This window comes from Fundidesulfovibrio agrisoli, from assembly GCF_022808715.1.
In the GTDB taxonomy this organism is placed as follows: domain Bacteria; phylum Desulfobacterota; class Desulfovibrionia; order Desulfovibrionales; family Desulfovibrionaceae; genus Fundidesulfovibrio; species Fundidesulfovibrio agrisoli.
On record NZ_JAKZKX010000019.1, the window covers coordinates 1 to 12982 of the forward strand.

10 protein-coding genes are annotated in these 12982 nt (G+C 69.4%); all 10 read right to left on the minus strand.

Going from position 1 to position 12982, the window contains the following annotated elements; genetic code table 11:
- Positions 1-333 precede the first annotated feature (333 nt).
- The 10 genes from MLE27_RS13175 to MLE27_RS13220 all read right to left on the minus strand — a co-directional run bounded on the left by MLE27_RS13175 (position 334) and on the right by MLE27_RS13220 (position 12726).
- A complete protein-coding gene (locus MLE27_RS13175; protein ID WP_243312547.1) occupies positions 334-1116 on the minus strand; it encodes an ATP-binding protein in 783 nt (260 codons plus the stop codon).
- A 97-nt stretch (positions 1117-1213) separates the two neighbouring features.
- Positions 1214-2167, minus strand: a complete 954-nt coding sequence (locus tag MLE27_RS13180; protein ID WP_243312548.1) for a DMT family transporter — start codon at positions 2165-2167, stop codon at positions 1214-1216.
- Between the two features lie 49 nt (positions 2168-2216).
- Positions 2217-3044: an AraC family transcriptional regulator gene (locus MLE27_RS13185; RefSeq protein ID WP_243312549.1), complete on the minus strand. Its 828-nt coding sequence runs from the start codon at positions 3042-3044 to the stop codon at positions 2217-2219.
- Entirely contained in the window at positions 3041-4930 is a 1890-nt protein-coding gene (locus MLE27_RS13190; RefSeq protein ID WP_243312550.1) for a methyl-accepting chemotaxis protein, read from the minus strand. Before MLE27_RS13190 ends, MLE27_RS13185 begins: the two co-directional genes overlap by 4 nt.
- A 128-nt stretch (positions 4931-5058) precedes the next feature.
- Entirely contained in the window at positions 5059-7041 is a 1983-nt protein-coding gene (gene acs / locus MLE27_RS13195) for an acetate--CoA ligase (RefSeq protein WP_243312551.1), read from the minus strand.
- Positions 7042-7145: 104 nt separating this feature from the next.
- Positions 7146-7826: a 3'-5' exonuclease gene (locus MLE27_RS13200; protein WP_243312552.1), complete on the minus strand. Its 681-nt coding sequence runs from the start codon at positions 7824-7826 to the stop codon at positions 7146-7148.
- Between the two features lie 3 nt (positions 7827-7829).
- Positions 7830-9452 carry a DUF294 nucleotidyltransferase-like domain-containing protein gene (locus tag MLE27_RS13205; RefSeq protein ID WP_243312553.1) on the minus strand — a complete coding sequence of 541 codons (1623 nt, stop codon included), beginning with the start codon at positions 9450-9452 and terminating at the stop codon, positions 7830-7832.
- The gene (locus MLE27_RS13210; protein WP_243312554.1) at positions 9449-10885 is read right to left on the minus strand and encodes a putative nucleotidyltransferase substrate binding domain-containing protein; all 1437 of its coding nucleotides are present in this window, start codon (positions 10883-10885) and stop codon (positions 9449-9451) included. Before MLE27_RS13210 ends, MLE27_RS13205 begins: the two co-directional genes overlap by 4 nt.
- A complete protein-coding gene (actP, locus tag MLE27_RS13215; RefSeq protein WP_243312555.1) occupies positions 10882-12429 on the minus strand; it encodes a cation/acetate symporter ActP in 1548 nt (515 codons plus the stop codon). Before actP ends, MLE27_RS13210 begins: the two co-directional genes overlap by 4 nt.
- 3 nt (positions 12430-12432) lie before the next feature.
- A complete protein-coding gene (locus MLE27_RS13220; RefSeq protein WP_243312556.1) occupies positions 12433-12726 on the minus strand; it encodes a DUF485 domain-containing protein in 294 nt (97 codons plus the stop codon).
- Positions 12727-12982 lie beyond the last annotated feature (256 nt).

Below are 12982 nucleotides of genomic sequence, written 5' to 3' on the forward strand. Positions count from 1 at the left end.
CATCAGACATATTTGAAGAATGTCGAATGGCTTCCGCCCACGGAGCGCCCAACGGAGGCAATTTGGTTATCGCGTTGGCTTGAGGAATCTGAATCGTGTTCTGTTGAACCAGGTTGGGGACACTGAAACACGGAATCATGCCCTGAATTCCCAACAAAAAGACCCCTCCTGGGCCGGTACGGCCCAGGAGGGGTCTTTCAACATTCCATCAGTTCGAAAATCTAGCGCTCAAGACGCGAAGCTGAATGGGGTTCCAAGGGGCGCAGCCCCTTGGCCGCCGGAGGCCCCTTCCCCTTCGTGCATCAGTTTGGGACAAGGCCGTCCGCCAACTCCCTAAAACATCTGCTTCATCAATCCGGCGGACTGGCCAACCACCAGCTTGCCTTCGCGGGTGACGATCAGGTCCTCCACAGGCACATTTGTCCCGGCCAATTCGGCGGCCTGGTGCACCAGGGAGGACAGCCCGGTGCAGCAGGGCACTTCCATGCGCACCACCTGGACCCTCTTGAGCCCCGCGCCCCTGAACATGGCCACCAGCTTCTGCATGTAGGGCTGGGGATCGTCGAACTTGGGGCATGCGATCATGACGACCTTTCCGCCCAGGCGGCTGTTGAAGTCCGGCAGGGCCACGGGGGCGCAGTCGGCGGCGATGACGACCTCGGCCCCGCGCAGGAAGGGGGCGTCCGCCGGGACGAGCCTGAGCTTCACGGGCCAGTGGCCCAGCTGCGATGCCTGTTCGGCCTTGGCGAAGCCCGGAGCGGCGGGCGTGGCGGGGGCGGCGGCCTGCGGCGCGCGGTTCATGGTCATCATGTTGGAGCCGGGGCAGCCGCAACCCAGCTTGGGCGCGGGCTTGGGCTGCTCGGCGGCCTTCATGGCCTCCAGTTCGTGGTGCACGGCGTCCTCGTCGAACTCGTCGGCCTCGCGCTCGATGACCTTGAGCGCGCCCATGGGGCAGTGGCCCAGACACGCGCCCAGCCCGTCGCAGAGCTTGTCGGCCTTGAGCCTGGCCTTGCCGTCGATGATGCTGATGGCGCCCTCGGCGCAGTTGGGCAGGCACTCGCCGCAGCCGTTGCACAGTTCCTCGTCTATCTGCACGATCTTACGAATCGTTTTCATCTGTCTTCCTCCCTTCGTCGGTTGGCCACCATATAGGCCCGGGTGAACCCCCAAGCTGTGACGCACGTCACATGGGGCCAAGAAAATGCATTTTTCATCATTTTCCCGCCGAAAGCCAGATGCCAAGGCCCACCGCCAGACACCCCAGCGCCTGCCCGGCCGTAGGCGCGGCCCCTGAGAGGAGCCAACTGGAGAACACCGCGCTCACTGGCATGAGCCCCGTGATGACGGCGGCCTGGCTCGCGCTGGCGCTGCCCACGCCCCTGAACCAGAACACGTAGCCCCCGGCGGTGACCAGCACACCCAGGGCGGCCACGGCCAGCCAGGCCCCGGGCCCGGCCACGAGCGCGGCTGAAGGGTCAAGGGTCCAGAGCGCCCAGGGCAGCACCATGAAGAAGCCCAGCATGGTGATGCGGAGGGCGGCCTCCAAAGGGGTGAGCCAGGCGGGCAGCCACTTGAGGGCCAGCAGGAACACGGACTCTCCGGCCACTGCCGCCAGGAGCAGTGCGTCGGAACCGGAGGGGGACCAGCCAGCGCCCGAGTCGGGGCCGACGCCGAACACGTTCCTGGCGGCCAGCACGCCAGCCACGCAGAGGGCCACGCCCCCGAGCGCGCGCAATCCGGGTCGCTCCCTGAACAGGATCACCCCGAGCAGGACCATCACGGCCGGGGTGGCGCTGGTGAACACGCCCGCGGCGGCGGCCCCGCCGCCTTCCATGCCCAGCCAGAGGCAGGCGTTGAAGACCACCACCCCGCACAGGGCCTGCAGCGCCAGCACGGCCCAGTGGCGCGGCTCCAGGCGCGGGACGGCCCCGCTCCCAGGGCTCAGCGCGCGCAGCACGGCCCAGGCCAGCACCAGGCGCACGGCCAGAACCTGAGGGAGAGCCATGCCGCGCAGGGCCACCTCGCCCAGCGGGGCCGTGGCCCCAACCAGGAGCATGGCCAGGCACATGGAGAGCAGCGGGAAGCGCGGGCGCATGGCTGCTCCTGCAGGCGCGGCTTCACCGGAAGAAGCGGCGGAGAGGATGTCGGCGGAAACGGAAGACGGCATGGGAAACCTCCAGGGAACTTCTGGAGGCGTGCCCTGCCATGCGGCGGCCTCAGCGGTCTTGAACGATCTTGCGGTAGGCCCCGGGGGTCAGGCCCAGGATGCGCCGGAAATGGCGGTTGAGGTGGCTCTGGTCCGCGAAGCCGGAATCCAGGGCGGCCTGGGCCGCGATCTCGCCGCGCTCAAGCAGGGCGCGGGCGCGGTTCACGCGCAGTTGCACCTGGTATTCATGGGGCGCAAGCCCCACGGACTGCCGGAACACCCGGTTGAGGTGGAAGCCGGAGAGGCCCGTGGCCTGGGCCAGCTCCTCCAGAGGGACGGATTCGGCGAAGCGCTCGCGCAGGATGTCCTTCACGGCGCGCACGGCCCCCGGCTCGCGCCGGGGGAGCCTGTCCCTCCTCCCGTCGGCGTGGCGCGCGATCCAGGCCCCGAGCACGTTCACCAGCCTGCTCTGGCGCTCCAGCAAGGTGGTCTGGCCCTGGTCCAGGTCGCGGTGCAGGGCGCACAAGGCCGCCGCCAGTTCGGGGTCGCGCAGCACCCCGGCCCCGAAATCCGGCAGCTGGCCCGGCTTGCCGCCCAGTTGCGCGGCCACGGCGGCCACGGCACGGGGTTCGAGGTAGAACATGCGGTAGCTCCAGCCCTGGGGCGTGCCGGGCCAGCCGTCGTGCACCTCGCCCGGGGCCACCATGTTCACCTCCCCGGCGCGGGCCATGCAGTCGCGCCCGAGGTAGCGGAAGCCCAGCGCCCCCTCGACCAGCGCGCCAACCGCGTAGCCGTCGTGGAAATGCCTGGCGTAGCGCGTGTCGCAGCGGCTGGCCCGCAACAGGTCCACCCCGTCAAGGCCGGGCGCGCGCCACAGCCTCAAGTCGGATACGTTCAACGCCCGCCCCCCAAAGCTTTTGGCGCGCCGTCCTGCCCGTACCCGGCGATGATCCGGCCCAGGGCGGCCTGCTCCTGCTCCAGGCGCTCCACCACCCGCTGGGAGCGCGCGGTGTTGGCCGCTATCTCCTCCGCCAGGCTGGAGACGGCCTCAACTGCCTGGGCCACCTGCTCCATGGCCTGGGCCTGGTTGCGCGCGTCGCCTGAGATAGCGGCGGTCTGCCCGGCGGAGCGGCCCACGATGTCCACGATGGAGGCGAAGACCTCCCCCGACTCGCGCGAGAGGCCCGTGGCCAGGGAGATGGCCCGCACGGCCTCGTCCATGCGCTCCACGTTGCGCTTGGCGCCCTCCTGGATGGCGTGCACCGAGCGGTTGACCTCCTGGGTGGCGGTCATGGTCTTCTCGGCCAGCTTGCGCACCTCGTCGGCCACCACCGCGAAGCCCCTGCCCGCATCGCCCGCGCGCGCGGCCTCGATTGCGGCGTTGAGGGCCAGCAGGTTGGTCTGGTCGGCGATGTCCGCGATGGTGGTCAGGATGGCTCCGATGGACTGGCTCTGCGCGCCCAGCTCGTGCATGGAGGCCGCCAGCGCCCTGGCCTGGGCGTCCACCGCCTCGATGGCCTCCACGGAGCGCTCCACCACGCCCGCGCCCGCCCTGGCCTTGCCGCTGGCGTCTTCGGCGAGCCCGGCGACCTCCTCGACCAGGCGCGACACGTGCGTCAGGGAGGCGTTCATGGCCTGCACCTCGCGGGAGGTGCCCTCCACGCGCTTGCGCTGCTCCTGCGCGCCCTGGGCGGTCTGGGTGAGGCCCACGCAGAGCTCCTCCACCACGCCGCCGATGCTCTGGGCCGTGTGGCCCATGGCCGAGGCCGCGGCCTGCTCGCCCTCGCGCCGGGCGTTCTCGGCCCGTTCCAAAGCCTCCCGGGCGATGCCTGTCTGCTCACCGGCCTGGCGGGCCTGCTCCCCGGCTTCGCGGGTCTTGTCCTCGGCCAGGGCCAGGCTCTCGCGCAGGCGCTCCACCATGGCGCGCATGGCGTCGCGCAGCACGCGCAGCTCGGCGTGGAAGGCCACCGGCGGCACCGTGGCCGCCAGATCCCCCCCGGCCACGTCCACGGAGTAGCGTGCCAGGGCGTCCACCTGGCGGCCCACGAAAGTCCTGGTGAGCCAGAGGGTCAGCAGAAGCCCGGCCACGAACACCGCGCCCAGGCCCAGGCCGCACCACAGGCGCAGCTGGTTCACCTTGGCCTTGATGTCGTCGATGTAGACGCCGGAGCCGATGAGCCAGCCCCAATCCTTGACGATGACGCCGTAGGAGAGCTTGGGCCACACCCCGCTGCTCACGCCGTTTTGCGTGGGCCGGGGCCAGGAATAGGTGATGAAGCCGTCGCCGGTGTCGCTGGCGGCGCGCAGCAGTTCGGAAAACAGGTTGCCCTTGCCCCCGGCCACGGGGACGAGCTCGCCCTTGAGCCCCCTCTGGGCGGACGTGGCGCAGGCGAACTTGGGGTCGTCCAGCACCTTGCCATCCAGGGCGGGCACCGTGGGGTGCATGACCATGCGCGGCACCGGGGTGGTGAGGTCGTTGATCCAGAAGTAGTCGTTGTTGCCGTAGCGCATGCCCTTGATGCGGGCCGTGGCCCTGCGCTTGGCCTCGCCCAGGTCCATCTCGCCGCGCTTCACCTGGGCGTCGTAGTCCTTGATGAGGGAGGTAACGGAGCCCACCAGGTTGTGGAGGTTCTCCTTGTTGATCTCGATAAGCTCGCTCTCCATTCTGGGGAGCACGAGCCCGAAGAGCAGCAGGGCGAATATGGCTGTGGAATAGACCGAGATGGAGAGGAACTTGATGGTGAGCCGGGAATCGGCGAGTCTGCCAAAGACGGAAGAAGCCATGCCGAGTCCCTCCAGTGCGCGTACAGTTGGGGCAACATGCTAATTTTGTTCAAACTGCATCGCTTCGCGGCGAAAGTAAAGGGCGGCCCACGAGGGGCCGCCCTGGAATACGGCGATGCGGCGGATGCCTAGCCGAACAGCTTGCTCTTGCCCTCGATGAGGTCCGTGACCACGCCGGGATCGGCCAGGGTGGAGGTGTCGCCCAACTGCCCGATCTCGCCCTCGGCGATCTTGCGCAGGATGCGGCGCATGATCTTGCCCGAGCGGGTCTTGGGCAGGCCCTGGGCGAACTGGATGACGTCCGGGGTGGCGATGGGCCCGATCTCGGCGCGCACGTGCTTCTTGAGCGCGGCCAGCAACTCGTCCGTGGCCTCCACGCCCTCCTTGAGGGTGATGTAGGCGTAGATGGCCTGGCCCTTGATGTCGTGGGGCATGCCCACCACGGCGGCCTCGGCCACGTCGGGGTGCGCCACCAGGGCGGACTCGATCTCGGCGGTGCCCATGCGGTGGCCCGAGACGTTCACCACGTCGTCCACGCGGCCCATGATCCACACGTAGCCGTCTGCGTCCATGCGCGCGCCGTCGCCGGTCTCGTAGACACCGGGGAAGGCGCTGAAATACTGGTTCTTGAAGCGCACCGGGTCGCCCCAGACGCCGCGCAGCATGCCGGGCCACGGCATGGCCTGAATCAGGAAGCCGCCCTGGCCGCAGCAGACCTCCTTGCCGTCCTTGTCCACCACCTTGGGCAGGATGCCGGGCAGGGGCAGCGTGGCGGAGCCCGGCTTGAGCGGGGTGGCGTAGGGCAGCGGGGAGATCATCAGGCCGCCCGTCTCGGTCTGCCACCAGGTGTCCACGATGGGCAGCCTGCCGCCGCCGATGTTGTCGTGGTACCAGATCCAGGCTTCGGGGTTGATGGGCTCGCCCACGGAGCCCAGGATGCGCAGCGACGAGAGGTCGTGCCCCTGGGTCCACTTCACGCCTTCGCGCATGAGCGCGCGGATGGCCGTGGGCGCGGTGTAGAAGATGTTCACCTTGAACTTCTCCACCGTGGCCCAGAAGCGGTCAGGGCCGGGCCAGGTGGGCACGCCCTCGAACATCACCGAGGATGCGCCCAGGGCCAGGGGGCCGTAGACGATGTAGCTGTGGCCCGTGACCCAGCCGATGTCCGCCGTGCACCAGTGGACGTCCTCCTCCTGGATGTCGAACACGAGCTGGGTGGTGTGCGCGGCGTAGGTCAGGTAGCCGCCGGAGGTGTGGAACACGCCCTTGGGCTTGCCCGTGGAGCCGGAGGTGTAGAGGATGAAGAGCACGTCCTCGGAGTCCATGGGCTCGTAGGGGCAGGGGGCGTTCACGCCGGGGGCGCTCATGGCGTCGTGCCACCAGACGTCGCGGCCCTCCTCCATGTTGATGGGTGTCCCGGCGGAGTTGTGCACCACCACCTTCTGGATGCTGGGGCATTCCTTGAGGGCCTCGTCCACGTTGCCCTTGAGCCCGATGGCCTTGCCCGCGCGGCGCACGGCGTCGCCGCAGACCAGCACCTTGGCCTGGCAGTCGTTGATGCGGTCGCGCAGGGAGTGGGCGGAGAAGCCCGCGAACACGATGGAGTGGGGCGCGCCGATCTTGGCGCAGGCCAGCATGGCCACGGCCAGCTCCGGCACCATGCCCAGGTAGAGGGCCACGCGGTCGCCCTTCTGCACGCCCAGGCCCTTGAGCACGTTGGCGAAGCGGTTCACCTCGTCGGCGAGCATCTGATAGGTGAGCACGCGCACGTCCTCGGGGCGGTCGCCCTGCCAGATGATGGCCGCCTTGTTGCGGCGCGGGCCGGCCAGGTGGCGCTCCAGGCAGTTGTAGGCCACGTTGAGCTTGCCGCCCTTGAACCACTCGAAGCGGGCGGCCTCGAAGTCGCAGTCCATGACCTTGCCGAACGGTTCGTACCAGGTCAGCAACTCCTTGGCGCGGTCGCCCCAGTAGCCCTCGGGGTCCTCGATGGAGCGTTTGTATACTGCGCGGTATTCGTCGAGGCTCTTGATATGTGCCCTGCCCTGGTGGCCGCCCACGGGCGGATTGAAGACGCGGTTCTCGTGGAGCAGAGATTCGATGTTGTCGGTCATGAACGGGCTCCTTGCGTATGTATGATGGTCAGTCGGTTATACGAGTCCCGGTGAAATTACATCCGCCTTTCAGGCAAGCGGCCTGCATGCGGCGGTGAGCGGCGTCAGAAAGCCGGTTGGGGGGCCTGGGCCCCGCCGGGCGCGCCCAGCCTGAGCACGGTTTCCAGGGGCAGCGGCTCGCCCTGCCTGCTCACGCGCATGATGGAAAGGAATCGTTGCAGCACCTGGGCCGTGAGGTAGGCATCGCCCAGGGCGTCGTGCGCGCCGCGCGGCGGAATGCCCAGGGCCCGGGCCACGGAGTAGAGGGTGGCGTCCTTGAGGGGCAGCTCCTCCAGCAGTTGGGAGCCGCGCCCGCCCCGGATGGAGAGGTAGAGCCCCAGCACGTCCAGGCAGCGCTCCGGGGCCTTGGGCAGTTTGAGCCGTTTGGCCCAAGCCTTGAGGAAGGCCATGTCCAGGCCCACGTGCCAGCCGACCAGCACCGCGTCGCCGCAGAAGTCCAGGAAGCGGGGCAGGGCTTCGGCCAGGGGCGGCTGGTCAGCCAGTTGGGCCGGGGTGAGCAGGTGCACGCGCACGCTCTCCGTGCTGGGTTTGGCCCGGGCGGGGCGCACCAGGGCCGAGAACGCGCCCCCGGCCTCGATCCGGCCCCCGCGCATGCGCACCGCCCCGATGGAGAGGATGTCGTCGCGCGAGGGGTCCAGCCCTCCGGTCTCCAGGTCGAAGACCACGAAGGCCGTCTCGTCCGCCATGCGCCCGGATTCCCGGTTGGACCAAGGCCACCAGCTCATAGCCTACCCTCCCGCCGCCGTGCGGCACATGCGCTCCAGGGCGCGGTCCAGGGGGCTGCGCCGCGCGGGCTCCCCCACCCACTGCCAGGCCGTCAGGTACTCCAGAGACTGCGAGAGGCCCGGCCTGGCCCAGCCCAGGGCCTCCAGGGCCTGAGCCCTCTCCACGCTTGAAATTCGGGACACGTTGGCCCGGAGCGACAGGCTCCGGGTCAGCTCAACCAGGCGCTCCACCAGGGGCGCGCCCTCGTAGGAGGGGCCCGGCGGGGCCGCGTTGGACCCGGCCGCCAGGGAGAGCATCTGCGCGCGCAGGGCCTCGGCCATCCAGGCCAGGCCGTGCACGGGCCGGAAATCGAGCCAGTCCTTGCTGGCGGGGCCGTGGCGCATCCAGGAGGTCATCCTTTCGCGCCAGTCCTTCAGCGTGCCGCGCCAGGCCTCGTTGGAGGCTCCGGGAGCCCTGGGCCCCCCGGCCATCTGGGCGGACTCCAAGGCCCGACCCAGCCATTGACCCAGCTGCGCGGCCCAGCGCGCCATCTCGGGCCCCTCCTCGTGGATCAGGGCGTGCCACATGGGGCACAGGGCCGGGCCTTCCCTCCGGGCGGCCCGCCCGAACACCATCAGGCAATAGCCGCCGGGGGGCGGCCCAAGGAAATCCTCGCCGAGCTGGCAGGCCCGCGAGACCAGGGCCTCGCGCACCCCGCCGACCATGCGGCCCAGGCTGGCGGCCCCCGCGCCTTCGCGCAGGAGCGTCAGGGCCAGCCTGTCCAGCCCTGCGGCGGCCCGGGCCAGGTCCTGCAGGTCGGCGGCCCCCGCGGCCAGCGCGGCCAGGGCCGGGGGCGAGCCCACCCGGCGCAGCATGAGCTCCTGCGCGGAGAGTACGCCCAGGGCCAGCCTGCCCTCCATGACCACCACGTGGCGGATGTGGTGGCGGGTCATGGCCATGAAGGCCTCGAAGCAGCTGGCCTCGCCGTCCAGGGAGACCACGGGGGAGGTCATCACTTCGCGCACCGGGGTGCGCGGCCCCAGGCCCTTGGCCACGGCCTTGGCCCTGAAGTCCTTGTCGGTGACGATGCCGCAGGGGATGCCCCCCTCGTCCAGGACCACGGCCGCGTCACTATCCTGACGCCCCATGACCCTGGCCACGTCCTCGATGGACAAGTTCTCCGGCACCCCCTCGCAGCGCCGCACCACCTCGGCCACGTGGACCGCGGCCAGGGGCCGCCCCTCGACCCAGGCCGGGATGCCGCGCACCATGCCGGCCATGCCCAGCTCCAGCACGGCCTCGCTCAAGCGCCCGGACAGGAAGTCCTCCAGCTCGGGCCTGCCTTCCACGGCCCGGAGCACGGCCTCCGGCGGCAGCAGGCAGCACACGCAGTCCTCGAGGGCCTCGGCCCTGCCGTCAGGGCCGAAAATCTCGCCCTCGCCGAACTGGTGCCCGTCGCAGAGCACCAGCCCCTTCTTGACCGCGAGCACGTACCCGGCCCCGGCCCCTTTCTGCCCCAGGATGAGCGTCCCGGCCGGATAGAAGTCCACGGCGGCCACGCTCGCCAGTTCCAAAACCCGCCCCGGTTCCAGGAAGGAAAGGGGCGGGCACTCCCGCAGAAAGGCGACGATGTCTTCTATAATCATGTGAGCAGGTGCAGTGCGTAACGGTTGGAGAGAATCGCCTGGAAGGCGGCCACTGCCTTGAAGCACTCCTTGAGCCGCGCGCGCTCCAGCCCGGAGAGCAGCTCCGGGCGCACGTGGTTGCCCGGCTCGCGGCCCGTGGCCAGGGCCATGGCCTGGAAGCGCAATCTGAGCTCTTGCATGAACTCCAAGGCCTGGGTCAAGTCGCCGGCGGTTTCCTCCCCGATGACCCCGGCCCGCGCGGCCCTGCCCAGGCGGGATGCACTATCCGTGCCCTGGGGTTCCCTGCCCTGCGGCAGGTCCAGGTCCAGCACGCGCGCGCCCTGGGTCAGGGGGAAGATGCCGCCGCGCTTGATGTCGAGCCCGCCGTGCTCCGGCCCGCCCCGCTCGGTGACGAGCGCCCCGAAGATGGAGAGCGGCGGCTCGAAGCGCACGGCCTCCCGCGCCATGTAGCGCAAGGCCCGGGAGTTGCCCGCCACGCTCTCGCGCAGGGCCGCGCGCAGGCCCGCGCTGAGCGCGCGCTCGCCCAGGATGTGCCGGGCGTCCGCCAGCAGGGAGAGGGCCAGCACCGCGTCCGGCCCGAGGTCGCGCCCCAGGGCCTCCAGGTGCTTGCTCCAGGCGGGCAGGGGCATGCGCCAGGCCGCGTGGTCCGCCGTGACGCCGTGCTGGCAGGGCGGCAGCCCGGCCTGCTCCAGAATGCCCATGAGCCGTATGGCGAAGCCCTCGGCCAAGGCCTCGTCCGTGCTCGCGCCCAGCACCAGGGCGTTGTCCTGGTCCGTGGAGAGGAACTGCTCCCGCCGGCCCTCGCTGCCCAGGGCCACCAGGGCGAACGGGCCGGGATGCCCGCCTCCCTCAAGGGCCAGCTCGGCCGCGCGGGTGAAGAGCTGGTCGCGCACGGCGGCGGCCAGCGCCCCGGCCCGGGCCACGCCCGCGCCCTGGGTCAGCCAGCGCGGCAGCAGCGCCCCCAGGGCCTGGGCCGCCCGGGCGAGCTCCTCCGGCCCCTGCGCCCGGGCGATGGCCGCGCAGAGCGCCACGGGGCTCTCCAGCCGGGCGGCCAGGAGGTCGCGCTCCTCCAGCAGGGCGACCACGTCGCCGCCCGCGTCCGTGACGCCCAGGCGGCGAATGTTGTGGCGGATCATGAGCAGGAAGGCCTCGGAGACCAGCTCCTCGCTGCCCACGCTCACGAGCCCCTCGGTCATGAGCGCTCCGGCCGAGGCCTCGGGCGATACCCCGTCGGCCACGGCCCAGACGATGTCGCGCTCGGTGAGGATGCCCTGCACGGCCTGAGGCGTGCCCACAAGGCAAGCGCTCAGGCGGGCGGCGCGCATGGCGCGCGCCGCCTCCCCGAGCGTCGTCCCCGGCTGGGCGAAGACCGGAGCCTTGAGCGCAAGGCTGCCGACCTTCAGGCCCAGGAATCCCTCGTCGCTTTCCGTCATTCCACGCCCACCCCCAGGTAGTTGCGCACTTTCTGGTCTTCATAGAGCCGGGTGGCGTCCGGCTCGGGAGCCAGCACCGATCCCAGCCAGCCTGCCGCGAAGGCCAGGGGCATGGAGATGAGCGCCGGGTTCTTCCAGGGGAAGATGGCCTGCTGGAAGTGGAAGATGTCCACCCAGACCGTGGGCGAGATCACGATCAGGACCACCGCCGTCACGGAGCCCACTACGATGCTGGCCGTGGCCCCGGTGGTGGACATGCCCCGCCAGAGGATGGAGAGCAGCAGCGCCGGGAAGTTGCCGCTGGCCGCGATTGCGAAGGCCAGGCCCACCATGAAGGCCACGTTCTGGCCCTTGAAGGCGATGCCCAGGGCCATGGCCACCACGCCCAGGGCCACGGTTGCCCGCTTGGCCATGCGCACTTCCTGCTCCTCGGTGGTTTTGCCGCTCTTGAACACGTTCACGTAGAGGTCGTGGGAGAAGGTGGCCGCACCGGCCAGGGTCAGGCCCGCCACCACGGCCAGGATGGTGGCGAAGGCCACCGCCGCGATGAAGCCCAGGAACATGGTGCCGCCCGTGGTCTCGGCCAGCAGCAGCGCGGCCATGTTGCCGCCCTTGTCCAGCTTGGAGATCACGTCCTGCCCCACCAGCACCATGGCGCCGAAGCCGATGATGAAGGTCAGGATGTAGAAGTAGGAGATGAAGCCCGTGGCGTAGAACACGCTTTTGCGGGCCTGTTCGGCGTCGGGCACGGTGTAGAAGCGCATCAGGATGTGCGGCAGCCCGGCGGTGCCGAACATGAGCGCCACGCCCAGGGACACGGCGTCCCAGGGGTTGGAGACCAGGCCGCCCGGCTCCAGCACCTTCTGCCCGTAGCGGCGCGAGGCCTCGGCCAGCAGCTCGGAGGGGTCGAACCCGAACTTGGAGAGCACCATGAAGACCATCACGGAGGCTCCGCCCAAAAGCAGCACGGCCTTGATGATCTGCACCCAGGTGGTGGCGAGCATGCCGCCGAAGAGCACGTACATGATCATCACCACGCCCACGATGATGATGGCCCACTCGTAGGGCAGGCCGAACATCAGGTTCACGAGCGACCCCGAACCCACCATCTGGGCGATGAGGTAGAAGGCCACCGTCATGAGCGAGCCGCAGGAGGCCGCCACGCGGATGGGCTTCTGGCGCAGGCGGTAGGCCACCACGTCCGCGAAGGTGTACTTGCCCAGGTTGCGCAGAGGCTCCGCGATGAGGAACATGATGAGCGGCCACCCGACGAGGAAGCCGATGGAGTAGATCAGCCCGTCATAGCCCTTGAGGGCCACCAAGCCCGCGATGCCCAGGAAGGACGCGGCGGACATATAGTCGCCCGCCAGGGCCAGGCCGTTCTGGAACCCCGTGACCGAACGCCCGGCGGCGTAGAAGTCAGAGGCTGTTTTCGATTTTTTGGCCGCGAAATAGGTGATGACCAGGGTGGCGGCCACGAACAGGAAAAAGAAGATGATCGAGACAGTGTTGGGCTGGCCGATGGTGAAGGTCGTCGTGTTCATGGGCTACCTCTTCATGCTCTCGATGCAATCTTTCACGGAGCGATCATACACGGTATTTGCCCAGCGCACGTACAGGCCGGTAAGGACGCAAGCGGACACTATCACACCCAAGCCCACAGGTATACCCAGCGGGATGTAGGTTCCCACCTTTTGCGCCAGCACGTGGCGGCCGAAGGCCAACAGCAGGATGAAGCCGAAATAGATTGTCAGCATGAGCGCCGTGAGCGACAGCGAGATGGACCATTTCTTGCGCACAAGTTCCTGGAACCGTGACTGGTCGAGGGATGCGTGATGCATGGTTTTCCTCCTGGGGTGCGGGATGGCGTCGGCTCAGCGCGCTTCCAAGCCGGGCGCGATTCGTATGTATACCGGGGCGCAAGAAAAAAAAGGGGTGTTTCGGCGAGCGGTTGAAGCTTTGGCAATGGCCGGTGGACGGTTTTTGGGGCCGCCGTTCACCTGCGGCGGAAGACCGTTTAGCCTGGCGAACGGCTTTCGGCGGGGTGTGGACGGGCGGGCGGTGTTGAGGGCCTGCGCCGGGACGGACCGGAATAGG

Bases quoted from the DNA above. Each gene is read 5' to 3' on its own strand.
- MLE27_RS13175 (WP_243312547.1), bottom strand. From the start codon at position 1,116: ATGAAAACGATTCGTAAGATCGTGCAGATAGACGAGGAACTGTGCAAC.
- MLE27_RS13205 (WP_243312553.1), bottom strand. From the start codon at position 9,452: ATGATTATAGAAGACATCGTCGCCTTTCTGCGGGAGTGCCCGCCCCTT.
- MLE27_RS13190 (WP_243312550.1), bottom strand. From the start codon at position 4,930: ATGGCTTCTTCCGTCTTTGGCAGACTCGCCGATTCCCGGCTCACCATC.
- MLE27_RS13200 (WP_243312552.1), bottom strand. From the start codon at position 7,826: ATGAGCTGGTGGCCTTGGTCCAACCGGGAATCCGGGCGCATGGCGGAC.
- MLE27_RS13210 (WP_243312554.1), bottom strand. From the start codon at position 10,885: ATGACGGAAAGCGACGAGGGATTCCTGGGCCTGAAGGTCGGCAGCCTT.
- MLE27_RS13180 (WP_243312548.1), bottom strand. From the start codon at position 2,167: ATGCCGTCTTCCGTTTCCGCCGACATCCTCTCCGCCGCTTCTTCCGGT.
- actP (WP_243312555.1), bottom strand. From the start codon at position 12,429: ATGAACACGACGACCTTCACCATCGGCCAGCCCAACACTGTCTCGATC.
- acs (WP_243312551.1), bottom strand. From the start codon at position 7,041: ATGACCGACAACATCGAATCTCTGCTCCACGAGAACCGCGTCTTCAAT.
- MLE27_RS13220 (WP_243312556.1), bottom strand. From the start codon at position 12,726: ATGCATCACGCATCCCTCGACCAGTCACGGTTCCAGGAACTTGTGCGC.